This is a genomic window from Desulfuromonadaceae bacterium (genome assembly GCA_019429445.1).
Classification (GTDB): Bacteria; Desulfobacterota; Desulfuromonadia; order Desulfuromonadales; family JAHYIW01; genus JAHYIW01.
In genome coordinates, this window is sequence record JAHYIW010000002.1 from 70,461 (window position 1) to 95,027 (window position 24,567).

Annotated in this window: 24 protein-coding genes and 1 other annotated feature; of the genes, 15 read left to right on the plus strand and 9 right to left on the minus strand. The window is 54.6% G+C overall.

Annotation, left to right across the window (positions count from 1 at the left end):
- The first annotated feature begins 4 nt into the window (after positions 1 to 4).
- From ilvB to leuD, 8 genes are all read left to right on the plus strand, one after another.
- The gene (ilvB, locus tag K0A93_01085; protein ID MBW6510695.1) at positions 5 to 1,702 is read left to right on the plus strand and encodes a biosynthetic-type acetolactate synthase large subunit; all 1,698 of its coding nucleotides are present in this window, start codon (positions 5 to 7) and stop codon (positions 1,700 to 1,702) included.
- Positions 1,703 to 1,733: 31 nt separating this feature from the next.
- Entirely contained in the window at positions 1,734 to 2,228 is a 495-nt protein-coding gene (gene ilvN / locus K0A93_01090; GenBank protein MBW6510696.1) for an acetolactate synthase small subunit, read from the plus strand.
- 104 nt (positions 2,229 to 2,332) lie between these two features.
- A complete protein-coding gene (gene ilvC / locus K0A93_01095; GenBank protein ID MBW6510697.1) occupies positions 2,333 to 3,343 on the plus strand; it encodes a ketol-acid reductoisomerase in 1,011 nt (336 codons plus the stop codon).
- A 63-nt stretch (positions 3,344 to 3,406) separates the two neighbouring features.
- Positions 3,407 to 4,051 (plus strand): phosphatidylserine decarboxylase family protein, encoded by a 645-nt coding sequence (locus K0A93_01100; GenBank protein MBW6510698.1) that lies wholly within the window; start codon positions 3,407 to 3,409, stop codon positions 4,049 to 4,051.
- On the plus strand, positions 4,044 to 4,850 hold the full coding sequence (gene pssA / locus K0A93_01105; protein MBW6510699.1) for a CDP-diacylglycerol--serine O-phosphatidyltransferase: 807 nt from the start codon (positions 4,044 to 4,046) through the stop codon (positions 4,848 to 4,850). Before K0A93_01100 ends, pssA begins: the two co-directional genes overlap by 8 nt.
- Before the next feature lie 87 nt (positions 4,851 to 4,937).
- Positions 4,938 to 5,163 (plus strand) — a binding site (T-box leader).
- Positions 5,164 to 5,312: 149 nt separating this feature from the next.
- Positions 5,313 to 6,851 carry a 2-isopropylmalate synthase gene (locus tag K0A93_01110; GenBank protein MBW6510700.1) on the plus strand — a complete coding sequence of 513 codons (1,539 nt, stop codon included), beginning with the start codon at positions 5,313 to 5,315 and terminating at the stop codon, positions 6,849 to 6,851.
- Between the two features lie 70 nt (positions 6,852 to 6,921).
- The gene (locus K0A93_01115; GenBank protein MBW6510701.1) at positions 6,922 to 8,202 is read left to right on the plus strand and encodes a 3-isopropylmalate dehydratase large subunit; all 1,281 of its coding nucleotides are present in this window, start codon (positions 6,922 to 6,924) and stop codon (positions 8,200 to 8,202) included.
- A 17-nt stretch (positions 8,203 to 8,219) separates the two neighbouring features.
- Positions 8,220 to 8,750 carry a 3-isopropylmalate dehydratase small subunit gene (leuD, locus tag K0A93_01120; GenBank protein ID MBW6510702.1) on the plus strand — a complete coding sequence of 177 codons (531 nt, stop codon included), beginning with the start codon at positions 8,220 to 8,222 and terminating at the stop codon, positions 8,748 to 8,750.
- Positions 8,751 to 8,869: 119 nt separating this feature from the next.
- Here the strand turns inward: leuD and yciH are convergent, their stop codons facing one another.
- From yciH to K0A93_01140, 4 genes are read right to left on the minus strand one after another with little or no spacing between them, the layout of a single operon-like run.
- Complete coding sequence (gene yciH, locus K0A93_01125) at positions 8,870 to 9,211, minus strand: stress response translation initiation inhibitor YciH (GenBank protein ID MBW6510703.1); 342 nt, start codon at positions 9,209 to 9,211, stop codon at positions 8,870 to 8,872.
- Between the two features lie 2 nt (positions 9,212 to 9,213).
- On the minus strand, positions 9,214 to 9,867 hold the full coding sequence (locus tag K0A93_01130) for a YceH family protein (GenBank protein ID MBW6510704.1): 654 nt from the start codon (positions 9,865 to 9,867) through the stop codon (positions 9,214 to 9,216).
- A 5-nt stretch (positions 9,868 to 9,872) separates the two neighbouring features.
- Positions 9,873 to 10,772, minus strand: a complete 900-nt coding sequence (locus K0A93_01135) for a carbon-nitrogen hydrolase (protein ID MBW6510705.1) — start codon at positions 10,770 to 10,772, stop codon at positions 9,873 to 9,875.
- Positions 10,769 to 11,788 (minus strand): agmatine deiminase family protein, encoded by a 1,020-nt coding sequence (locus K0A93_01140; GenBank protein ID MBW6510706.1) that lies wholly within the window; start codon positions 11,786 to 11,788, stop codon positions 10,769 to 10,771. Before K0A93_01140 ends, K0A93_01135 begins: the two co-directional genes overlap by 4 nt.
- Positions 11,789 to 11,995: 207 nt before the next feature.
- Between K0A93_01140 and K0A93_01145 the strand changes: the two genes are divergently transcribed.
- Both K0A93_01145 and nhaA read left to right on the plus strand, forming a co-directional pair.
- Positions 11,996 to 12,865 carry a DUF1207 domain-containing protein gene (locus K0A93_01145; GenBank protein MBW6510707.1) on the plus strand — a complete coding sequence of 290 codons (870 nt, stop codon included), beginning with the start codon at positions 11,996 to 11,998 and terminating at the stop codon, positions 12,863 to 12,865.
- Positions 12,866 to 14,094: 1,229 nt separating this feature from the next.
- The gene (gene nhaA / locus K0A93_01150) at positions 14,095 to 15,309 is read left to right on the plus strand and encodes a Na+/H+ antiporter NhaA (GenBank protein MBW6510708.1); all 1,215 of its coding nucleotides are present in this window, start codon (positions 14,095 to 14,097) and stop codon (positions 15,307 to 15,309) included.
- A 174-nt stretch (positions 15,310 to 15,483) separates the two neighbouring features.
- Here the strand turns inward: nhaA and K0A93_01155 are convergent, their stop codons facing one another.
- The 3 genes from K0A93_01155 to pfkA form a co-directional block, all read right to left on the minus strand.
- Positions 15,484 to 15,867, minus strand: a complete 384-nt coding sequence (locus K0A93_01155) for an Hsp20/alpha crystallin family protein (GenBank protein ID MBW6510709.1) — start codon at positions 15,865 to 15,867, stop codon at positions 15,484 to 15,486.
- Between the two features lie 26 nt (positions 15,868 to 15,893).
- Entirely contained in the window at positions 15,894 to 16,337 is a 444-nt protein-coding gene (locus K0A93_01160; GenBank protein MBW6510710.1) for an Hsp20/alpha crystallin family protein, read from the minus strand.
- A gap of 272 nt (positions 16,338 to 16,609) precedes the next feature.
- On the minus strand, positions 16,610 to 17,572 hold the full coding sequence (gene pfkA, locus K0A93_01165; GenBank protein ID MBW6510711.1) for a 6-phosphofructokinase: 963 nt from the start codon (positions 17,570 to 17,572) through the stop codon (positions 16,610 to 16,612).
- A gap of 301 nt (positions 17,573 to 17,873) precedes the next feature.
- Between pfkA and K0A93_01170 the strand changes: the two genes are divergently transcribed.
- From K0A93_01170 to K0A93_01190, 5 genes are all read left to right on the plus strand, one after another.
- On the plus strand, positions 17,874 to 19,370 hold the full coding sequence (locus K0A93_01170; protein MBW6510712.1) for an insulinase family protein: 1,497 nt from the start codon (positions 17,874 to 17,876) through the stop codon (positions 19,368 to 19,370).
- Positions 19,367 to 20,776: an insulinase family protein gene (locus K0A93_01175; protein ID MBW6510713.1), complete on the plus strand. Its 1,410-nt coding sequence runs from the start codon at positions 19,367 to 19,369 to the stop codon at positions 20,774 to 20,776. Before K0A93_01170 ends, K0A93_01175 begins: the two co-directional genes overlap by 4 nt.
- 102 nt (positions 20,777 to 20,878) lie before the next feature.
- Positions 20,879 to 21,265, plus strand: coding sequence for a DUF948 domain-containing protein (locus K0A93_01180; GenBank protein ID MBW6510714.1), 387 nt, complete (start codon positions 20,879 to 20,881; stop codon positions 21,263 to 21,265).
- A 4-nt stretch (positions 21,266 to 21,269) separates the two neighbouring features.
- Complete coding sequence (locus K0A93_01185; protein MBW6510715.1) at positions 21,270 to 21,578, plus strand: YtxH domain-containing protein; 309 nt, start codon at positions 21,270 to 21,272, stop codon at positions 21,576 to 21,578.
- Between the two features lie 161 nt (positions 21,579 to 21,739).
- On the plus strand, positions 21,740 to 23,101 hold the full coding sequence (locus tag K0A93_01190) for a YihY/virulence factor BrkB family protein (protein MBW6510716.1): 1,362 nt from the start codon (positions 21,740 to 21,742) through the stop codon (positions 23,099 to 23,101).
- Here K0A93_01190 and K0A93_01195 read toward each other — a convergent pair.
- Together K0A93_01195 and K0A93_01200 are read right to left on the minus strand one after the other, a co-directional pair.
- Entirely contained in the window at positions 23,086 to 23,808 is a 723-nt protein-coding gene (locus K0A93_01195) for a UDP-2,3-diacylglucosamine diphosphatase (GenBank protein MBW6510717.1), read from the minus strand. The two genes, K0A93_01190 and K0A93_01195, sit on opposite strands and share 16 nt — an antisense overlap.
- Positions 23,809 to 23,836: 28 nt before the next feature.
- Positions 23,837 to 24,550, minus strand: coding sequence for a hypothetical protein (locus tag K0A93_01200; GenBank protein MBW6510718.1), 714 nt, complete (start codon positions 24,548 to 24,550; stop codon positions 23,837 to 23,839).
- Positions 24,551 to 24,567 lie beyond the last annotated feature (17 nt).

Consider the following 24,567-nt stretch of genomic DNA (forward strand, 5'->3'; position numbering starts at 1 on the left):
ATTGGTGAAAAAGACCGGATCACAGATTTTACTTGAATGTCTGCGCCTCGAAGGCGTTGATACCGTTTTCGGCTACCCAGGGGGGACGGTCATCAATATCTATGATGACTTGATGGATTCGCCGATCAAACATATTCTCAATCGCCATGAACAGGCTGCGGTTCATGCCGCTGACGGTTATGCGCGGGCCACCGGCAAGGTCGGTGTTGCCATCGCTACGAGTGGTCCCGGTGCAACCAATACGGTCACCGGTATTGCTACTGCCTACATGGATTCGATTCCGATGGTCATTATTACCGGACAGGTCCCGACGCCGCTGATCGGTAACGACGCATTTCAGGAAGCCGACATGATCGGTATTACGCGCCCGATCACCAAACACAATTATCTGGTCAGGGATATCAAGGATCTGGCCCGAATCATCAAACAGGCCTTTTATATCGCCCGCACCGGTCGTCCCGGCCCGGTCCTCGTTGACCTGCCGAAAGACATCCAGATGGCCACACATAAATTTGAGTACCCGGACAAAGTTGAACTGCGCGGCTATAAACCGAATTACAGCGGCAACTCGCGGCAGATAGAAAAATCGATCAAGATGATTCTGGCGGCCCGTAAACCGGTTATCTATGTTGGTGGCGGAGCAGCGCTGTCGAATTCCAATCTGGAACTGAAACAATTTACTGAAATGATTCAGGCGCCGCTGACCATGACCCTGATGGGGCTGTCATCATTTCCGAACACGCATCCGCTGTCACTCGGGATGCTCGGCATGCACGGCACCTATCACGCCAATATGGCAGTGACCGATGCTGATCTGCTGATCGCTATCGGGGCCCGTTTTGATGATCGCGTCACCGGAAAGATTGCGACCTTTGCACCCCATGCCAAGATTATCCATATTGACATCGATCCGACTTCGATCAAAAAGAATGTGCGCGTCGATTTGCCGATCGTTGGCGATCTCAAGGATGTCCTGAAAAAAATGCTCAAACAACTCGCCGAATACGACGCGCAAGTGGCAACCCTGCGGGACGAACTTGCGCCGTGGCGCGCGAAGATTGAGGTGTGGAAGAAAGAGCAGCCGCTCGGATACAAGAGTTCGAATAAGGAGATCAAACCGCAGTTTGTCATTGAGAAACTGTGTGAATTGTCCGACGAAGACGCGATTATTACGACGGAAGTCGGTCAACATCAGATGTGGACTGCCCAGTTCTATGATTTTATTCAGCCGCGGACCTTTCTGACTTCAGGCGGGCTCGGCACGATGGGCTACGGTCTGCCCGCCGCGCTCGGTGCCCAGGCGGCATTCCCCACGCGGCAGGTCATTGATATCTCTGGTGACGGCTCGTTCCAGATGAACTCTCAGGAGTTGGCGACCTTGGTGCAATATCGCCTGCCGGTCAAGATTGCCATTCTGAACAACAATTTTCTCGGCATGGTCCGGCAGTGGCAGCAACTGTTCTTCAATCGCCGCTACAGCCAGACGTGTATGGAACTGCCGATTGATTTCAAGAAGCTGGCAGAAGCTTACGGGGCGACCGGCTTACAAGCCACTACCCCGGATGAAGTCGAGGCAGTGATCAAACAGGCCTTTGCCACGCCGGGGCCAGTCATCATGGAATTCAAGGTTTGCCGTGAAGAAAATGTGTTGCCGATGGTTCCGGCTGGTGCGGGTATCAATGAAATGGTGCTGGCGTCCTGATGACAGCCAGGTGCTGAGGAGTGATTGAATGATGAAACATACCATTTCGGTTTTGGTGGAAAATGAATTTGGCGTGCTGCCACGAGTTTCTGGGCTTTTTTCGGGACGCGGCTTTAATATTGAAAGCCTTTCCGTGGCGCCAACGATCGATCCGACTATTTCACGGATGACTATTGTCACCAGCGGCGACGAACGGATTCTGGAGCAGATCAACAAGCAACTCAACAAGTTGATTGATGTGATCAAGGTGATCGATTTCACCGGTCAGGATTATACCGAACGGGAGATGGGGCTGATCAAGGTCAATGCCGAGGAATCGACCCGTGCTGAAGTGCTGCGTATCGTAGATATCTTTCGAGCCAAGGTCGTCGATGTGACCCAGAGCTCGTATACGGTAGAAGTCACCGGAGCACCGGGGAAAATCGATGCCGTTGTTGAATTGCTGCGGCCGATGGGGATCAAGGAGCTGATTCGCTCCGGTCCGGTGGTTTTGGGACGCGGCGCAAAGGGGTGGAAGACGCAGTAATGACGGTTTTTTCCCGACCCTGATTGCCTGAAAAAGATGGAATAAACAACCTGAATGTGTTACATGAATTGACCACACAAAAATGACCCTGCTGAGGAGGAAAAATGAACGTTTATTATGACAAAGATGCCGAACTGTCAATCATTCAAGGAATGAAGGTGACGATTGTCGGTTACGGTTCCCAGGGCCATGCCCACGCCAATAACCTCAAGGATTCCGGTGTCGATGTCACCGTTGCTCTGCGTGAAAGTTCGACCTCGGCGAAAAAGGCGATAAATTCCGGTTTGACGGTCAAGAGTGTCGCCGCCGCTGTTGCCGCTGCCGATCTGGTGATGATTCTGACCCCCGACGAATTTCAGTTTCAGCTTTATCGCGATGAAATTGAGCCGAACGTCAAGCAAGGGGCGACGCTTGCCTTTGCCCACGGTTTCGCAATTCACTACAATCAGATCGTCCCGCGGGCCGACCTGGACGTGATCATGATCGCGCCGAAGGCCCCGGGGCACACCGTGCGCTCCGAATTTGTACGTGGTGGCGGCATCCCTGACCTGATCGCAGTTTTCCAGGACGCCTCCGGTAAAGCCAAAAATGTGGCTCTGTCGTACGCCAGTGCCATCGGCGGCGGGCGTACCGGGATTATTGAGACCAGCTTCAAGGATGAGACCGAAACAGACCTGTTCGGTGAGCAGGCGGTCCTTTGTGGTGGAGCGGTTGAACTGGTCAAGGCCGGTTTTGAAACGTTGACCGCAGCGGGGTATGCGCCAGAGATGGCTTACTTCGAATGCCTTCATGAACTCAAATTGATTGTTGATCTGATGTACGAAGGCGGGATTGCCAACATGAATTACTCGATCTCCAATAATGCGGAGTATGGCGAGTATATCACCGGCCCCCAGGTGATCAACGCGGAAAGTCGCAAGGCGATGAAACAGTGTCTGGACAATATTCAGAACGGTGAATACGCCAAACGGTTTATTCTCGAAGGACAAGCCAACTATCCCGAGATGACCGCCCGGCGGAGGCTCAATGCCGCGCACCCGATCGAACTGGTCGGTGAACGCCTGCGCAGCATGATGCCCTGGATCAAGAAAATTGTTGATAAAGAAAAAAACTGATCGATCTGCCGGGGCGTGTCCCCGGCAGTTTCTTTTAATCCTGGATAAAGGATGTGATGATTCATGCGTAATCAACATCAACCGGTGGCCGTCGAGGGTTTTCCTTTTATCGCGCTGTTTGCCTTCGTTACACTGATTTTTGCGTTGCTTGACTGGGGTTGTCTGGCGACCATCATGCTCGCGCTGACCCTTTTTACGGTCTATTTTTTTCGTAATCCGGAACGCTTCCCGCCGACTGATGCCAATGCCATCGTCGCGCCTGCGGATGGCAAGGTGATTTTTGTCGGTGACGTGATGGAAGAGCGCTATTTTGGCGAAGAGGTGAAAAAAATCAGCATCTTCATGAACGTGTTCAATGTCCATGTCAACCGTGCCCCTTTTTCAGGGAAGGTGCTTGCCCGGTTTTATAATCGTGGAGAATTTTTTAACGCTTCGCTCGACAAGGCCAGTCTCCAGAATGAACAAGCCGGACTTTTTGTCGAAAGTGACAGAGGCAAGATCCTCTTCGTTCAGATCGCCGGCCTGATCGCACGACGGATTGTCACTTACCCGGTCGTGGGGGATTTGTTGACCCGTGGTATGCGTTTTGGTCTGATTCGATTTGGTTCGCGGGTTGACATTTATTTACCGAAAGGGACCGAAATCACTGTTCGCATTGGTGACCGTACCGTTGCGGGGGAATCGGTCATCGGGTATTGGCATGAGTAAAGATCGGTTGCAAGGTCGGCACGAAAATCTGCGTAAGGGTGTCTACATCCTGCCAAACCTCTTTACCACCGGGGGGCTTTTTTCCGGTTTCTACGGGATTGTCGCCACGATGAACGGCGATTATCATATCGCCGCATGGTTTGTGCTGATTGCTGCAATTTTTGACACCATTGACGGAAAAGTCGCCCGTCTGACCGGGACCACCAGCAATTTTGGCGTCGAGTATGATTCACTTGCCGATCTTGTTGCCTTCGGTGTTGCTCCTGGTCTTTTGATGTATTCCTGGGCCCTCAAGCCTTTCGGCAAGCTGGGCTGGCTGGCGGCATTTCTCTATGTTGTCTGCGGCGCATTGCGGCTGGCGCGGTTTAACGTGCAGGTCAATACTGTCGAATCGAAACGATTTGTCGGCCTGCCGATTCCCGCGGCGGCGAGCATGGTCGCCGCGTGTGTCCTGCTCTTTTACCATCTTGGTGGTTCCGGGCCGCTGCTTAAAAAAGTTTCGGTGCTCCTCCTTATCTATATTCTGGCTGCACTGATGGTGAGCAACTTCAGCTATTATTCCTTTAAAGACCCCGAACTGTTCAGACGGCAGCCTTTCGGTATTCTGGTCGGTGCGATCATGTTGCTTATCGTTATCGTTGCCGAGCCGCAGATCATGTTTTTCAGTATTTTTCTTGCTTATACTTTCTCCGGCCCGGTTGGTTATCTGCTCGGAAAGTTGCGGCGAAAAAACAAGGACCCGGAAAAAGATCCACCGGTAACAACGGAAGAACTTCCGCCAGACCAAAACAACGTCTGATCCGCTGAAAAAACGGACGGTTCACCCTGGTCTTTACAAAAAAAGGTTGACGATAACGTTTTGCCCGGCTTTAATGTCTGAACATTGTCACAGGCTGTGATGAGGAAGAGTACGCGGATGGTTTCGTTACAGAGAGTCGGCGGTTGCTGCAAGCCGGTACGAAATCCCGCCGAACTGGCCTCGGAGCCGCATGCGCGAACCGGTTTAGCGACCGCAGTAGTTCATGCCGTCAGTCCACGTAACGGACCAACGAAGGATCTCGCAAGAGATTAAAACAGGGTGGTACCGCGAAGCTTCAGCTCTCGCCCCTGCATTTAATGGGTGAGGGCTTTTTTTTGTTGTGAACAGGGGGGATGGCGTGGCAAATGACTTGATGGAGCGCCGCCCCTCGCAGAAAAGATATTCAACTGGAATTGTGTCACATTGTTGTTACACAGACCGAACGATCAGGGGAGAATCATCATGAGTGAACCGACCAGAATCAAGATTTTTGATACGACTTTGCGTGACGGCGAGCAATCGCCCGGCGCGAGTATGAACATTGATGAAAAATTGCGCATTGCCCATGTCCTCGAAAAGATGAACGTCGATGTCATCGAGGCCGGGTTTCCGATCGCTTCGATCGGAGATTTTGAGGCGGTCAAAAAGATTGCGCAAACGATCAAGGGGCCGGAAATTGCCGGACTGTGCCGCTCGAGTTTCAAAGATATCGATCGTGCCTGGGAGGCGCTGCACCATGCCGGTGAACGCGGCCGCATTCATACCTTTATCGCCACTTCCGACATTCATATGCAGCGCAAACTTCAAATGGCTCCGGAGAAGGTCCTTGAAGCCGCTGTGGCTGCGGTAAAACATGCCGCTGGTTATACCGCGAACGTTGAATTTTCGTGTGAGGACGCGGTGCGCACCCGACTCGAATTTCTTGCCGAAGTCGTCGAGGCGGTCATTGCCGCAGGGGCACGAACGGTGAATATCCCGGATACCGTCGGTTATGCCATGCCGTTCGAGTTTTACAATATTATCAAATATCTCAAAGACAATGTGCCGAATATCAATGACACAGTCATCTCGGTTCACTGTCATAACGATCTCGGACTCGCCGTTGCCAACTCCCTTGCTGCGTTACAGGCCGGCGCCGGGCAGGTTGAATGCACTATCAACGGGATCGGCGAGCGTGCCGGCAACTGTTCTCTCGAAGAAGTGGTGATGGGACTTCGCACCCGTCGCGATATCATGCCGTTCACGACCGGTATCAACACCGAGTATATCCACGGTATCAGCCGTTTGCTTTCGACTGTCACCGGAATCGTCGTGCAGCAGAACAAGGCGATTGTCGGGGCCAACGCTTTTGCTCATGAAGCCGGTATCCATCAGCATGGGGTGATGATGGATGCGCAGACCTACGAGATCATGACCCCTGAGTCAATCGGTCTCAACCGCAACAAGCTGGTGCTTGGCAAGCATTCCGGACGCCACGCATTTATTGAGCGGCTGAAGGATCTCGGCTATGAGTTGGACAAGGAAGATATTGAGAAGGCTTTCGTCCGGTTCAAGGCGCTGGCTGATCAAAAGAAAGAAATCTTCGACGAAGACATCGACGCAATCGTTGCCGACGAGGTCATTCGTATGGAGGAACGCTACAAACTGGTACAAATCAATGTGTCCTCCGGGACCTTTGCCGCGCCGACCGCCACCGTCGAGATGGACGTCAACGGCAAAGTCAAGAAGGCTGCCGTTACCGGTGCCGGGCCGGTCGATGCCGCCTTCAAGGCGATCAAGAAACTGACCGGCAGCGGGGCAGAACTTAAACAGTTCAGTGTCGGGGCGATCACCGGTGGGACCGATGCCCAGGGCGAATGCACCGTACGGCTTGTAGAAAATGGCCGTGAAGTCCTCGGCCAGGGGGCGCACGAAGATATCATTGTCGCCAGCGCCAAGGCGTATATCAACGCCCTCAACAAAATGGCTTCGGTGATCGAGCGCACGCACATTTCTTTGTAAACAGCAATCGTTGAGCGCCTCGTGAAGCTGCGGGGGCCGCGTTATTTTGATGGAAACACAAGGAGAGGTTATGGGACAAACCACCGCAGAAAAAATCTTCGCCGCACATTTGCGTGACGAGCCGTTTCCGGGAACCCGGGTACTCGATATCGATCGGGTGCTCTGTCATGAAATTACCACCCCGGTGGCAATCGCTGATCTTGAAGCACGCGGCAAGGACCGGGTTTTTGATAACACCAGGATCAAGGCGGTCATCGATCACGTCACCCCGGCCAAGGACAGCAAGACCGCCCTGCAGGCAAAGATGTTGCGCGACTGGACACGGCGTCACGCGATCAAGGATTTCTTTGATGTCGGTCGCAACGGTGTCTGTCACGCGATCTTCCCGGAAAAAGGCTATATCCGTCCCGGTTTTACCGTCATTATGGGGGACAGCCATACCTGCACCCACGGCGCCTTCGGGGCCTTTGCCGCCGGTGTTGGCACCACCGACCTCGAAGTCGGCATGCTCAAAGGGGTCTGCGCTTTCCGCGAGCCGCAATCGATCCGTGTTAATCTTAACGGCGCCCTGAGTAACGGCGTTTACGCCAAGGACGTGATCCTCTACGTCATCGGCCAGCTCGGCGTCAACGGCGCCACTGACCGGGTCATCGAATTTCACGGCCCGGTTGTTGCCGCGATGGATATGGATGCCCGCATGACGTTGTGCAATATGGCCATCGAAGCAGGCGGCACCAGCGGTATCTGCCAACCCGATATGGTCACCGTTGATTACCTCTGGCCCTTTATTCAACAGGAGTTCACCTCCAAAGAAGCTGCGCTCAACGAGTACAGCACCTGGTGCGCTGACGTCGATGCCGACTACGACAAGGTTTTTGATTTTGACATCAGCAAGATTGGCCCGCAGTGTACCTACAACTACAAACCTGACTGTGTCAAACCGGTGACCGAGATGGCTGGCACCAGGGTCGATCAGATCTACATCGGCAGCTGCACCAACGGGCGCATTGAAGACCTGCGCCAGGCCGCCGCGATCCTCAAGGGGAGGAAGATTACCGATGCGGTCCGTGGTATCGTCTCCCCGGCGACCCCGGTGATCTTCAAACAGGCGATGGATGAGGGGTTGCTGGATATTTTTATGGACGCCGGGTTCTGTGTCACCAACCCGACCTGCGGCGCCTGCCTCGGCATGAGTAACGGGGTTCTCGCCGAAGGGGAAGCCTGCGCCTCGACCACCAACCGCAACTTTGCCGGACGGATGGGCAAGGGGGGGATGGTGCATCTGATGAGTCCGGCGAGTGCGGCAGCGGCGGCCATCACCGGAGTTATCACCGATCCGCGTGATTATTGAGTAAGGGAGAATTGACGATGAAAAAAGTTTTTGGCGGTCCGGCGATTGTCCTCGACCGGTCCGATATCAATACCGATGAGATCATTCCGGCCAAGTACCTGACCGAGGTGACCAAGGAAGCCCTCAAGCCGTATATTCTCGAAGACCTCAGCCTCGGTGATTTCGATCCCAAAGGGGCTTTGCTGCAGAACGCGACAGTTGTTGTTTCGCGGGAGAATTTCGGCTGCGGTTCGTCACGCGAGCACGCCCCGTGGGTCTTTGAAGTCAACGACATTCACACCATTATTGCCGAAAGTTATGCGCGCATCTTCCGCCAGAACATGTTCAACTGCGGAATGCTGGCGATTGAACTGCCCAAAGCCGCTATCGAAAAGATCATTGCGCTGGAGACCCGAGGAGCGCTGCGTGTCGCTGTCGACCTCCCCGCGCAGATGGTCACCGCCTCGGCGGGAAGCGCCCAGGAGTCCTTCTCCTTCGAGATCAGCCCGTTCGACAAGGCACTGGTCGAAGCCGGTGGGTGGGTGGAGTTTGCCGACGCCCGCTATTGATTCATCTGGGTGAGAAACCGCAGAACAGGGCCGGGCAGATTGTCCGGCCCTGTTCTGATTCATGGGTCGCCGTGTCCAAACACGAGGTGATATCGACCGGTACGGAGATTTGCAGCTAGCTAGCTCCCCGCCAGTTTGACCGTCCACCCCTTTTTAACCAACTCGGCCTGTAGCACGGTGCGGTGGTCGCCCTGAATCTCAATGACACCATCCTTGAGCGTCCCGCCGCTGCCGCATTTCTGTTTCAATTCCTTCGCCAGTTGCTTCAACGCCTCACCGCTCAGCGGGACGCCGTAAATCAGCGTCACCCCTTTCCCCTTGCGCCCCTTGGTTTTGCGACCGATGCGGACGATACCGTCATGCGGGACGGGGGGAGCCGTGTCGGCGGAACGGCGGTTTTTTTCGGGACGTGTGCGCCCCTGACCATCGGACCAGACGGTGCGGAACTCGTCACTGCTCATCGTTACTCAAATTCCTTGCGAAAGGTGGCGAACTCCTGGCGCAGGGTTGCCAGTTCTTCTCTGAGCTCGGTCAGCTGCTGCTCCAGTGCGGCGCTGCGCTCATCTTCCGCCTGGAGCTTCAGGCGGGCGGCTGCGGGGGGTGCCGCGACGGTTTCCAGCTCCGGCTCACCGGCGAGCAGCTGGGCATAGCGTGATTCCTTGCGTCCCGCCTGGCGGGGGAGCTTAACGATCAATGCCTTGTCGCGCTCCATCATCTCGGCGATAACATCTTCGACCGCGTTGAGGTCAGCGAAGGGGCGCATTCGGTTGGCGCGCGTGCGCAGCTCGCCGGGGGTCTGCGGACCGCGCAGCAGCAGCTCCGCCAGCAACGCCAGTTCGTCGGGATCGAGATGCAGTTTGGCGTCGACGGAATGAGCATATTTAGTCGCCCGTCCCCCTTCGCCCGCCTCCATGGCGAAGCCCTTGAAACGCAAGGTGTCGAGCGCCCTGAGCACGTCAGTGTCTGCCAGGGCCATGACCGGGTCGCGATTCGATTTCTGGTTACACGCGTTGGTCAGGGCGTTGAGGGTCAACGGGTAGTATTCCGGGGTTGCCAGATCTTTTTCAACGAGGCAGCCAAGGACCCGCACTTCAATGTCATTCAGTAACATATTCATTGAACTCATCCTTCTCCACGTTCCTGATCACGGTAGCGTTTCAGGATGTCCTGGTAGGCATCAATCCGACGATCACGCAAAAACGGCCAGATCTGGCGAACTTTTTCGCTGCGATTGAAGTCGATGGCGGCGATCACGACTTCCGGGTCGCCCCCCGCAGCAGAGAGCAGTTCACCTTGTGGCCCGGCAACAAAACTGTTCCCCCAGAACTGTGCCCCGGCGGTTGCGCCACTTGGATCAGTTTCGAATCCGGTCCGGTTAACGGCGACGACCGGCAGCCCGTTGGCAATGGCGTGACCGCGTTGCACGGTGCGCCAGGCGTCAAGCTGACGTTGCTGTTCATCCTCGTCGTCATGTGGGTCCCAGCCGATAGCGGTGGGATAAATCAGCATATCTGCTCCGGCCAGGGCCATCAGGCGGGCCGCTTCAGGGTACCATTGATCCCAGCACACAAGGACGCCGAGGGTGCCGACGGAGGTTTTGATTGGCGAAAAGTCAGGATCACCGGGGGTGAAATAAAATTTTTCATGATAGCCGGGATCGTCGGGGATATGCATCTTGCGATAGGTGCCAGCGATGGTGCCGTCACTGTCGATGACGACGGCGGTGTTGTGATAAATCCCCGCTGCCCGTTTCTCAAACAGCGAAATCACCAGAACCACGCCAAGTTCCAGCGCCAGTTCGCCAAAGCGGTCGGTCGACGGTCCGGGGATTGTTTCGGCCCGATCGAAGTGCGTCAGGTCTTCGGTCTGACAGAAATAAAGGCCGTTGTGCAGTTCCGGAAGAACGACCAGTTGTGCTCCCTGGGTAACCGCGTGATGAATCTGTTGCTCCAGTAAATGCATATTGTCGATGCGATTTTCCTTGCAGGTGGTCTGAATTAACGCGACGTTCAAGGTGTTCATCGTAGCACTCCTCGGGGTAGTTGCATTGTCACGCAATGCAGTGAACCGTGCTGGCGGATCAGCGCACAGCAGTCGATGCCGATAATTTCGTGATCCGGAAACGCAGCGGCGACAACCGCCAGTGCCACCTCATCAGCCGGATCCGCGTAGGTCGGCACCAGTACCGCACCGTTGATGATCAGGAAGTTGGCGTAGGTGGCCGGGAGGCGGTCGCCCGCGTCGTATCGGGGGCGCGGCCAGGGGAGGGGGAGCAGCCGATAGGGCGCGCCCTCCAGCGTGCGAAATCCCCGCAACTCTGCCGCCATCGCCTGGAGAGCGGCGTAGTGCTCGTCGGTCGGGTCGGTGCACGATTGATAGATGATCGTGTCTTCCGGGGTCAGGCGTGCCAGGGTGTCGATATGCGAATCGGTGTCGTCACCGGCCAGATAACCGTGATTGAGCCAGAGTATCCGCTTGGCACCGAAGTATCGCGTCAGCTCCACCTCGACCGCCGCGCGATCCAGCCGCGCATTGCGATTCGGATTGAGCAGACACTCGGTCGTGGTCAGCAGGGTGCCGTGACCGTCACTCTCAATGCCGCCCCCCTCCAGAATCAGATCGACCGTTTCCAGTGGCAGCAAAGCAAATGCGTTTTGCTTTGCTAACGCGCGGGTGACGGCGTTGTCCTTAGCGGCGGGGAATTTCCCCCCCCAGCCGGTGAAGGTGAAATCAAGCAGGCGCGGGGCGTTGTCGATAACGGTGAGGGGACCGAAGTCGCGTGCCCAGGTGTCGTCGGTCGGGATTTCGTAGAGACGCACCTGGTCGAGATCGATCCCGGCGCTTTGCAGTTTGACGCTGACGGTTGGCGCACAGTCGACAACCAGCAACACCGTCTCAAAGCGCATGATCGTTGCGATGATCGCGGAGTAAGTGGCCTCGACGTCGGCGAGCAGCGGTTCCCAGTCGGTATTTTTATGCGGCCAGGCAAGCAGGACTCCATCCTGTGCTTCCCATTCGGCAGGTAATCGGCGTGACATGCAGTGCTCCTGATCGGTCAGCAAGGCCTTGGATTCTAGCAGAATTGACCGGTGAAGCAACGGCTTTTTCGACATTTTTTGCTGCCTTGCCGGTTGATGTTGTTTTGTAATCGTGCTGAATTTGCATCTCGCGGGTAGAATCATTGACGCAGCGATGAGGTTGGACTAGATTGATGAAACAAACTCACTCCCACTGGAGCAACCACAATGCTAAAGCTGATTTCATGCCTGATCCTGGCCCTGTTCTTCCCCCTGTTTGCCGGGTTCAGCGCTGTAGCAGCGGAGCAGGGCGCTGACCGGTCGACACGCCTTTTCCCGGTGGATTCCCTCTTTGTCAATTCGTTGTCCAGCGCCAAGGAGCCACGTACCCATGTCACCTGGCTGCGGCTTAATCTCCCCGTCAGCAGCTTCAATGTCGGTTCAGTCGGCTTTGGCGACAGCTTTGGTCTGGTGCGTGTGCCTGGATGGGGTGAAGCCGATGCCTGGCAGATCGGTATCAGCGGGGCAGTCCTTGCCCAATTCAACATGGACGCCGAGTCCCTCGACCTGATCAACGCCGACTATATTATCGGCTTTCCGCTCGGCTATCGAAATGGTGTCTGGTCCGCCCGGGTGCGTCTCTTCCATCAGTCCTCTCACTTGGGGGACGAGTTTCTGCTGCTGCCCCAGAATGCTGAACTGAAGGAACCGCGTATCAATTTAAGCTTCGAAACGGTCGAACTGCTCGCCGGCTGGGATTGGAAAGGTCTCCGCCTTACTGCTGGCCCCTCCTTCATTATCCATACCTCCACCCCGCTCAAGCGTTACAGCGCTCAGGCGGGAATCGATTACCTGCGTACCAAGCCTGTCGTCACCTCAACCGCTTACCCCTTTGCCAGCTTTCTCTGGCACGCCTGGGAGGAAACCGACTGGGACACGGATCTCACGGTCAAGGCCGGGGTCAACATCCGCAGCCCCTATGCCGAGAAACGTTCGATCCAGATATTCGGTGAGTATTATCACGGTAACTTGCCCTTCGGCCAATTCTACGCTTTGCGCTCCGAGTATTTTGGCGGGGGGATCAATATCTCTTTTTGAAAAAATACCGAAAGAAAGTCGTTCTACATGGGATTCCGGGGGGATTTCGGGGACAGTTTATAGAATTGGGGGATTTCGGGGACAGTTTATAGAATTAAAATTCAAGGTTGCGTATACTGTCCCCGGAATGTTTACTGTCCCCGGAATGTGATGCTGCCATGAAACCCGGCTATAGAAATTTTCAACGCCAACGGGGCCCCATAAGAAGAGGCCCCGTCCCGGTGCAGACCGGTAAAATCTGGGCATTCGTTCTCCCCTGATTAAAATCACAGCGATACGCGACCACCATGCCCGCTGCGAGCGCAGGCACTTTTGCATCCTTTTGCTGGCCCAAAAGAGTAAGCAGAAAAGGGCCTGCCATTGCATGGAGCATGTCGGATTCGCAGGGGGAGGAATTCAAGAAGCTGTGTACGAGGGACGCGGTCGGTGCGCATCTGCCGCGTCTAACGGGGCTGTTCTTTTCGCCCCGTGCCTGTCGGCGTCTTCGTAGCGAACGGGGCGTGTTGTATTGATGCCGCCATGAAACCCGGCTATAGAAATTTTCAACGCCAACGGGGCCCCATAAGAAGAGGCCCCGTCCCGGTGCAGACCGGTAAAATCTGGGCACTCGTTCTCCCCTGATTGAAATCACAGAGATACGCAACCACCATGCCCGCTGCAAGCGCAGGCACTTTTGCATCCTTTTGCTGCCGGGCAAAAGGATGTCGGCTGGCGGGACGAAACCCGCCGGTTCAAAAAGTCTTTGGGCTTCGAAGATTGAAAGATTCGGATAATCTTTTCGCATGGCACGCAAATCCCGCATTCATTTTTCCGGCGCACTTTATCACGTCATGCAGCGTGGCAACGGCAAGAACGATTGCGATCCCGATAGCGATTTTGATTTGGACAAATAAAACCCAAGGGCAGCAAAGACGATGGGGTCCGGCTCCTAAGTTGTCAAGATGGTTCAATGTTATCATCCTGAAATCCCGACCGGGTGCAGTTCTATGACCACGATTCTATTCGGGGGGTTCCGGATTCGACAAATCCAAAGAGGTTACAGGGGAGAGTCATTGATTTTGACGAAGACGCGAAGATATTGAAAAATGTTGAGAGAAATGCCATAACAACAACCGACATGATCAACCCGGCTGCACGGAGCTGTGTTTGAGTGCCTCCGGTAACACTGCGGCAACTCAATAACCATTCCCGGAGCTGCCCGACCAGCTTCGGAAGAAAGAATCTTCAGCATGTTGTTATTTTTGAAAAAGTTCCTTGCGAAAGAATCGTCGACCGGTATCCTCCTGATGATTGCAACTGTCCTTGCGATGCTGCTCGCCAACTCGCCGTTGCATGGAGTTTATGACTACTTTCTTGAGACCCCCCTTGAAGTCCACCTGGGACGTCAGCTCCACATTGCAAAACCGCTGATCCTCTGGGTCAACGACGGACTTATGGCGGTTTTTTTCTTGCTGATCGGTCTTGAGGTCAAACGCGAGGTCCTGATCGGCGAGCTTTCCAGCAGGGAACAGGTCATCCTCCCTGGAATCGCTGCGCTGGGCGGGATGTTGGCCCCGGCAGTGGTTTATGTCCTGATCAACCTGGGCGATGTGCATGCATTGAATGGCTGGGCCATTCCGGCGGCAACCGATATTGCTTTTGCTCTCGGAGTCCTCGCCTTGCTCGGCAACCGGGTTCCGTCATCACTCAAGATATTTCTGCTGGCCCTTGCGATCATGGACGATCTTGGTGCCATCGTCATCATCGCCCTGTTTTATTCCAGCGATCTTTCCTCGACCATGCTGATCCTTTCGGTGATTTGTCTGGCCCTCCTCTTCGTTTTCAATCGCCTTGGTATCGAGCGGACCGCCCCTTACCTGTGGGTAGGGATATTTCTCTGGATCTTTGTCCTCAAATCCGGCGTGCATGCGACGTTGGCCGGGGTCGCCCTGGCCTTTGCCATCCCGCTTAAAAGCCGCAAGGATCCTGAGCATTCACCCCTTGAACACCTTGAACATGACCTGCACCCATGGGTCAGTTATCTGATCCTGCCCCTCTTCGCTTTTGCCAATGCGGGAATCTCTCTGGCCGACATGTCGTTTGGCGACCTGTTTCACCCGGTGCCTCTCGGTATCATGCTCGGGCTGGTCGTTGGCAAACTGACCGGTGTCTACGGGTTCTCTATCATCGCGATCAAGCTGGGATTCGCGCGTATGCCCGACCGCGCCAGATGGCCCCATCTGCTCGGTGTCGCCGCACTCTGTGGCATCGGTTTTACGATGAGCCTTTTCATTGGTGGCCTGGCTTTTGAACACACTGGCGGAGAGCCCGTCTCTTACCTGACCACCCACCGCCTGGGGATTCTCTCCGGGTCGATAATCTCTGGAATCATCGGTTTTTTAATATTGTTTGTTACGGGAAACAAAGGCACCCCGGATCCGCCAGCTCCTGGTCTCCAGAGGTAGGATCAGTCTCTGCCGGTAGAGCTTATGGAAAGGGTCTACAGTGAAAAAACTGTAGACCCTTGAAGTTGTTGGCGATTCCTTGCTTCCTGTTTCCGGGCAATCGTTCGGGGATCTTGCGAAAAATCAAGACTTGTCGTGTACCTCCCGGTCAGTATCTCTCCCGCGACAGGTTTTTTATGAGGTCATGATTTCAATCCGCCGGGGTTTGGCTGCTTCAGCCTTGGGCAACAGAAGAGTCAGAACCCCGTCTTTTACGTCCGCGGCAATCTTCTCGGAATCGATTTCGTCCGGCAACTGAAACTGGCGATAGTAGCTTCCATGTAAAAATTCACGGCGCACCGGCTCTCCAAGTACGTGTGATTTGCCTTTGGCCTGGACGGTCAAGAGTCCCCGATCTATATCGATTTGCAGGTTTTCTTTGGTCACTCCCGGCAAATCAGCCATCAAGGTCAAACCCTCGTCGGATTCAAAAATATCGACGGCGGGTCTGATGAAAAAATCACGCGTCTCTTCGCGGCCTTTATTGTCGCTGCTTACGGAGATATCTTTTTGTCCCATGATGTCACCTCCTCAATTCATGAAGTCTAGTGTGCCTTGATGCTGATTTTCTTTGGTTTGGCTTTCTCATGGATGGGGAGCGTTACCAGCAAGATGCCGTCGTTGTACTTGGCGACAACCTTGTCGGCATCGACTTCGCAAGGCAGTTCTATGGTACGCATGAATTTTCCATGGCCGCGTTCGCGACGATGCCAGGTTTTTTTGCCGTCGGTCTGATCCTTGCGTTCTCCAGAGAGGGTTAAAACTCCCCGCATCACGGTCAATTCAAGATCTTTGGAATCAACACCCGGCATGAGAAATTCTGCGTAGACGTGATTCTCGTCCTGGGCAAGGTTGACCTGTGGAAATCTTTGCAAGCCGACGCCCGGAATAAATGAGGGTTCGAGTAAGCCCCTCGCTCCATAGCCCTTGAAGACACCATCAATTTCTCGGCGCAGATCTTCCATTTCTCGAAAAATATCTATGGCCATTGTGATCTCCTCCTCTCGTCGTTTTGGTGGGTCAAGGTGCACCACCTCGTTATGTTTTGATATTAAGACTTACCAATGGGGCCGAAAATATCATGCGCCTGGCAGGAAATCTGTTAAGCACATTTGTCAAAACAATAATTATGATTTTATGGTTGTCAAGACCCTGTAATGGCATTTTTTAAAAGCAATATTTTTGAGAAATTCCATCTCTCCTGTTCTCGATTCGGTGACGTTTGTTGCGCATCACGAGGGGTTACGGACAAAGAAGAACGTCAGTTCCCCAGTGGGCTTAACAGGTCGAGTAACGACTGATCGATCGGCTTCAGCCCGGAGTCCAGAACCTTGTTGAGATCGACCCTCACCAACTGCGTGCAGCTGAGCGCGAGCATTATTCCCGATTCCCCCTGGATCAGTGCCTCGACCGCCGCTACTCCGAACCGCGCGGCGAGCAGCCGATCAAAGGTCGAGGGTGAACCACCGCGCTGGTAGTGCCCCAGAACCATGATGCGGGTTTCGAAACCGACGCAGTCCTTGATCTGGTCGGCGATCTCCCGCGCGCTGGCGACCCCCTCGGAAACCAGAATCAATGAATTGTCACGCCCTTCCGTGAAGCGCTGGTTGAGTTTGCGGCATATTTCGTCAATGGCGTAGGGTTGCTCCGGGATCAGTGCGAACTCGGCACCGCAGGTGATGGCCGCCGCGATCGCCAGATAACCGCAGTTACGTCCCATCGTTTCGACGACAAAGGTACGGTCATGCGATGAAGCCGTGTCCTTCAAACAATCGACGGCGTAGCGGATATTGTTGAGGGCGGTATCGACGCCGAGGGACATGTCGGTGCAGGGGATATCATTATCGATCGAGGCGGGGATGCCGACGGTATGCACGCCGAGCTGGTGCAATACCCGCGCGCCGCGCAATGATCCGTCTCCGCCGATAATAACGAGCCCTTCCACCTCCAGGCGCCGCACAGTGGAAAGAGCCTGCTGCTGTCCCTCGGGGGTGAGCATCGCCGGACACCGGGCGCTCTGCAAAAAGGTGCCGCCGCGCTGGAGGATGCCACTGACCGAGCGGGTGGTCAACGGTTCGTGAAGTCCCTCGATCAGCCCCGCATAGCCCTTCATGATGCCGATGACCTCCATGTCATTGGCCAGGGCGGTGCGGACAACACCACGAATTGCCGCATTCATGCCCGAACAGTCGCCGCCACTGGTCAAAACTGCAATTCTTTTCATGTTTATGGTTCTCCATTCGTATCAATGTGCGTCCCTACGAAGTTAACCAGCCCGCACACGGTTTGTCAAAAGTCCATGTACATTCAGTCTTGTGCACCCTATAATGATTACAATTACTATAGTACCCAGTCACCCATAATCTTTCGCATCTTGCTTGTTCTTTGCCGCGTCAGCTACGTTCCGATTTCAGCTGCTTAGCTACGGCTAGGCAACAGAAATCGCGCCTTGCTGACACGTCAAAGCCCTGCGCAATCCCTCGAAATCCTATGGGTTGCAGGGTACTAACCGGAGGAAAGGACATATGTTGAAAATGTGCAGAATCGGAGCGATGGCTGTCGTATTGCTCCTCGGAGGACTTTCACTGGCCACGGCAGCGACCCTGGCAGAGAAGGTTCGTGAGTTTAACTTTGCGAATGGCCTGACGCTGCTGGTTGTCGAGCGTCACGATGTACCGACGATCAGTGCTTATATGACCATCGGTATCGGGTCTGTGGATGAAACCAGTGCCGAGCGTGGTGTTGCCCACTTGCTTGAACACATGCTTTTCAAAGGGACCAAAACCCTTGGCACGACTGATTACGCCAAAGAAAAACCACTGCTGGAAAAAATTGAGGCCGTCGGAGAGCAACTTGATCGCCTGCGCCGTGATCCCCGCAGCGATCCGCAGAAAGTTGCCGCGCTGGCCGATCAGCGCAGTCAGTTGCAACGGGAACATAAGAAATATGTTGTTAAAGACGAGTTCTCGCGCATTTACGCAGAAAATGGTGGCGTCGGGTATAACGCCTTTACCAGTACCGATCTGACCACCTATATGATCTCGCTGCCGTCCAACAAGATTGAACTGTGGGCGGCGATTGAATCCGACCGCATGAAACAGCCGGTGTTGCGTGAATTCTACACCGAACGCGATGTCATCCTCGAAGAGCGTCGTCGTTCCTACGAATCGAACCCCGAGCGCCTGCTCTACAGCACACTGGTCAACAGCGCTTACGCGATGCACCCCTACGGTCAACCGATTATCGGCTGGGAATCGGATGTCCGTGGTTTGACGCCGGAAAAGACCCGCAATTTTCTGCGGCACTATTATGCGCCGATCAATACTGTGATTGCGCTGGTCGGGGATATCGAGGCTGAATACGCGCGTGCCCTGGTCGATGATTATTTCGGCACGATTCCGTCCGGCACGCCGATTCCTCCGGTTGCCGCGCTGGAACCGGAGCAACGTGGTGAAAAGCGGGTAAACGTCCGTTTTGATGCCGAGCCGCAGGTGAAGATTGCCTTTCACAAAGAGACGCTCCCCGCCGCTGAGGATTATGTTTTTGATCTGATCGATGCCATTCTCTCGCAGGGGCGTTTGTCGCGACTGTATCAATCGCTGGTTCTTGAACAGCAGTTGGTGACCTCGGTAGCAACTTACGGCGCTCCCGGTTCCCGTTATCCAAATCTGTTTGTGATCAGCGCCACCCCGCGTTATCCGCACACTGCCGCGGAGGTTGAGGCGGCGATTTATCGTGAACTGCAACGACTTAAGGAGGAACTTGTCCCCGCTGCGGAGCTGGAAAGGGTCAAACGCCGTCTGGAGGTTGATCAGTTGCGCCACTTGCAGAGTAATTCCGGACTGGCCCGGTTGTTGACCAGCTATCAGACGATTGCAGGTGACTGGCGCTATCTGGTTGACTATGACCAGCGTCTGGCGGAAATTACTGCTGAACAGATCCGGGATGTCGCCCGCCAGCGGCTGACCGTTGAAAATCGCACCGTTGCGACGCTGGTGAAAGATGCAGGAGAAAAAGAATGAAACGGCTGCTTATTACCCTTGTTGTACTGCTTGTGCTTGCTGCGTGTCTGCCCGCAGCGTCTCCCGTCGATCCGCGCCAGCTGACTTTTGCTCCAATGGCATTTACTGTTCCACCGGTTGACCAGATAACCCTGCCGAACGGTATGCGTCTCTATCTGCGCGAAGATCACGAACTGCCGATGGTACGGATCAGCGGCATGTTTGACGGCGGAGCTCTCAGCGAACCGGATGACAAGGTTGGCCTGACCGACCTTTTCGGGAGTACTTTGCGCATCGGTGGTGCCGGGGAACGCGGTCCTGAAGAATTTGATCAGGCGCTGGAGGAGCTGGCCATCAACCTGTCGGCAAGTGTCGACAGTTACGCCACGAATTTCAGTCTTTCGGCCCGTGCCGCTGATCTGGAACCGGCCCTTGAGCTTCTCGCGGACATGGTACGACGGCCGCAATTCGCGCCGCAACGGATCGAAATTACGCGGCAGCAGATGCTCGAGGGCATCCGGCGGCGTAACGATCAGCCCGGTGCCGTGGCCAGCCGCCTGTTCCGCGAAACCCTCTATGCCGGCCATCCGTTCGGACGAACGCCGAGTGTCGCAAGCGTCACGGCCATCGAACGCGCTGATCTGCTTGCGTTTCAGCAACGATTTTTTCATCCGGACAATCTTTGGCTGGCGATTTCAGGTGACTTCGAGCGCGCCGATCTGCTCCGCAAGCTGACGGCGGTTTTTGGTGATTGGGCCACCGGAGCGCCAAAGAAGCAGGTTGTTCCAGCAGTTACCACCCAGGCACAAGGGCGGGTGTTAGTCACGGACAAAGACTTGCCGCAGACGACGGTGATGATCGGCGAACTCGGTATCCGCAAAGATAACCCGGATGTGTATGCCGTACAGGTAATGAACTTTATTCTTGGCGGCGGCGGGTTCAATTCACGGTTGATGCGTGAAATCCGTTCCAATCGTGGTCTGGCCTATTCCGTCTATTCCGGTTTTCGCCCCGGACGACGCTTGCCCGGTGTTTTTTATGCTGGCTGCGAAACGAAAAGTGCCTCAACCCTGGAGGCCATTGACCTGCTGCGTGCCGAACTGCGGTTGATGCGTGACCAGCCGGTCGGTAGTGAAGAATTGGTGCTGGCACAGGAAAGTTTGATCAATTCCTTTGTGTTCAGTTTTGATGATAGTCACGCGGTGGTTTCACAGTCGATGCAACTTGATTTTTATGACTATCCCCCCGACTACCTGTCGCGCTATCGGGAACGCATTGCCGCAGTGAGTATTACTGATGTGCAGCGGGTGGCGCAAACTTATTTACACCCCGATCAACAACTGCTGGTGCTGGTCGGCAAGGTGGATAGTTTTGATCGTGCGCCAGAGAGTTTGAATCTGCCAGTCACCAACGTGTCACTCGACTGAAGCAGTATCAGTTTCGTTCAAATCGCCATTGCAATTCCAAGCGATTGTGCTCTAATTAGTGTGCTAGCATTAATTTTTCAGTGCACCGAGGGAGATTCTTTCATGCAGACAGATGTTATTTTAATAATTGCGGTGGTGTTGGCGGCGGTGCTGGTTGCCTTTATTATTCCAACCCTCATTCAATTAAAAAAAACCCTGGCGAAAGTTGCTGACCTGACTGAGGATACGCGTTGCGAGTTGACGCCGATCCTGAGTGAATTGCGGACAACGACGGCACGCCTGAACCAGATGCTCGACCAGGCTGAGAAAGGGCTGGGGAAGGCACAGGGACTCTTTCAGGCGGTCGGGGAGATTGGCGACTCGGTACGCACGATGCACAATTTTGTCCGCTGTGATCTCAACAGACACCTGGGCAGTGCCGTCGGGGTGTGGATGGGGATCAGGGCCGCAGCAAAGGTTATCGCGAAAGAACGCGAGCGAAAGGAGTAGGGATATGTCTGATCATAATCACGGTGGTGCTTCATTGCTGGCTTTTCTGGCGGGGGCGGCGGTGGGTGGCGTTGCCGCGCTGTTACTGGCTCCTCGCAGTGGCGCTGAGACGCGGCAAAAGGTTCTCGATGCGGCGGAAGAGTTGAAAGTTCGGTCGCAGGCGCTCGTCACCGAGGCTGAAAACCGGGTACGTGAAGTTGTCGAGGAAGGAAAGGGGGTCCTTGATCAGAACAAGGAAGTTTTTCTTTCGGCGGTAGCGGCCGGGAAAGAAGCGTTCGAGAAGGTAAAACCGACAGCGGGGAAAAAATCCTGACAACGGTAAAATCGGGACCGGTTTGTTAGTTGTTCACAAAGCCGCCGGGGAAATCGTTCAGGTTTCTCTTGCGGCTTCGTGGTTCAGAAGATGACCTGTGCGGGTTTTTTTGTTTAATGGCGCACGGACCTCAACGAACTGCGTGATGAAAGCGATCATCGATGTTGAACGCGACTGAATTGTGCGAAAAAATCAAAAATTACTTTGATCGTTTGTTCTGCGAGGTCGATCATCAACAGTCCAGTAGGGTGCGACTGTTTTTTCTCCGTCAGATACAGATTGCCGTACTGGTTTTTCGCGATTTTTTTGCCGACCGATGCATGTTGCGCGCCTCGGCGTTGACCTATGCCACGTTGCTCTCGATCGTGCCGCTGCTGACATTGATGTTTTCGCTGTTAAAAGGCGTGGGGGCGCAGGAAACGCTGGGGCGTTTTTTGCTGAAACAACTGACGCTCGGCTCGGAAGAAATTGTTGCCGCGATTTTGCTCTATATCGATAATACCCGCTTTGGCCAGCTTGGCCTGGTCGGATTGGTGATCCTGGTGCTCACCGTTTTGATGCTTCTTTCCAATATCGAAGAGAGTTTCAATCATATCTGGGGGGTCAGGGAAACACGCTCGATCTTTCGGCGTTTTGCCGACTATTCTTCGGTCGTGATTGTCGGGCCGGTTTTTTTGCTGGCGGCAATTTCGATGACCACGACTCTGGAGAGCCAGCACCTGCTGAACTGGTTGCTCAATGTTGAGTATCTCGGCGACGCTCTGCTGGTTCTGTTCAACTATCTGCCTTATCTGGTCATGTGGGCGGCATTTACTTCGCTCTATATTTTTATGCCCAATATCAAGGTGCGCTTTCGTGCCGCACTGGTCGGCGGCATTGTCGGGGGAACCCTGTGGCAGTTCGCGCAGTGGCTATGTATCTACTTTCAGTTTGGTGTGGCGCGTTACAATGCCATTTACGGAGCGCTGGCGGCGTTGCCGATCTTTATGGTGTGGATTTATGTGTCCTGGTTGATTGTACTGCTGGGGCTGGAATTGACCTACGCCTGGCAAAATATGTCGATTATTCGCCTGGAAGTGCGCGGTGAAGCGCTCAGCTTCGCCAGCCGTGAAGTCGCTGCACTGACGATTTTACTGACGGTGGCCGATAATTTTCAACGCAGTTTGCCGCCGCTGACACTGGAGAATATTTGTCGGCGACTGGGCATCCCCCCGCGCCTGGGGCGTGAACTGTTGCGGATGCTGTGTGAGCTGGGGTTTCTTTCCGAAGTTCGCAAAGGGAACGAAGAGACGGCCTTTCTGCCGTTGTGTGACCCGGCAACGTTGTCTCTTGACGGGATCGTTAACGCGTTACGTCATGATGGTCTTGATTTTACCAAACTCGGCAAACGACCCGTCTGGGCGGTTGCGCGTAAATTGGAAGAGCAACTTGCCACGGTAGCACAGACAGCGTTTTTCGGGTTGACCCTGGAGACGCTGGCGCGCGAGTTGAACAGTGACGAGGATGATCAGTCTGTGGCCTGACAGGTATGGAGGGAGAGCTCTGCGTTGCTGCATTCTGCATAGGAATACTGCGTGATCCAGTCCCCCACGACCAGCCATTCCCCCCCCGCTACCTGTCCTCGACACGGATTGTGAAAGTGCCCGGTAACCACGACATCCGCCCCGTTGCTGCATTGCTTGCGGGTGTACGGTTCAATAAACTGACGCGGGTCGCGCGGAGTGAAATCCGGTTGCTGGTAGCGGTCACTGCGCAGGCTCCAGCGGTAGCCAAGCTGCCAGGTCAAATCCGGTGGCAGCAGCGACTGGATGGCGCGCCGCAGCGGACTGCGCAGCAGGCGGCGCAACAGGCGATAACCAATGTCGGCGGGATCAAGCAAATCACCGTGTGTGAGATGGAAGGTGCGACCGTCAAGCGTAATCTCTGCACTGTTCGGAATCAGTTGACACTTGAGGACGTCGCTGAAATACGGGCCAGGGTCGAAATCGTGATTGCCCTCGACGAAGATCAGCTGTGTCCCCGATGTTTGAAGTTTGTTCAAGGCGTCAAGTAGCGGGATGTAATGTGCAAAGACCACATGGCGATAACCGGCCCAGAATTCGAAAATATCTCCCAACATCACCAAGGTTGTTGTATTGCCGCGCAACGTATTGAGAAAAGACACCAGCCGGCGGTAATTTTCGTCGGCAGGATCACGCAGGTGGGCATCGGCGATAAATATGTGGCGCATGGTTGTTGTCATTAGCGGCGACCGGAGATTAACGACACTGACTCATCCAAAACGGCATGAAGAGATAGTCGAGTTTGTCGAGGAAGGTTTTTAATGCGTACGGCAGAATCTGCGCGTGAATGTCGAGCAGTACCAGGGCGTTCAAGGCCGAGTCCGTTTTTGTCGCGGCGCGCAGACGAGCGGCAACCGAGAGGTTGATCGTTTTAATCTCTTCATAAATTGCTTCAAGTCCGCTGAGGTCGAAGTCAGGTTCGTGTCCCTGGCGCTGGCGCAGATATTGTCCGAGAAGGTAGGTTCCGGTGGAACGGAAGAGCGTTTCTTCCTGGGTGGCAAAAGGGAGGTGAAAACGCGCCATCGGTCTGAAAAAATCCATATGTGGACAGCCGCTGGTAGCGAAGATCAGGCCCATCATGGCGCTGATTGCCATTTCTGCTTTGGTGTGAACCGATATCTTTCGTTCACTGGTGACGACTTCAACATCAACTTCGTCGTACGAAATCAGTTTATTGCAGGAGGGTAAAATCTGTACCAGATGTGCCGCCACTGGACAGATCGCTGAGGTTTGCGCATCAAGAGTACAGTTGGGGCATTGGTGAAAACCAAGCATGGTCCAGGAAGGCAGTGGCCTGGGCAGCTCATTGAGCAGGTTAAGCTGCTCCGCGTCAATGCAAAGCTCCACCGTTGTCGCAGAATGATCCGGCAAGGTGAAATGATAAATGATCTCGAACGATGCAGCATTCATAGCTGTCTCCGCGGTGC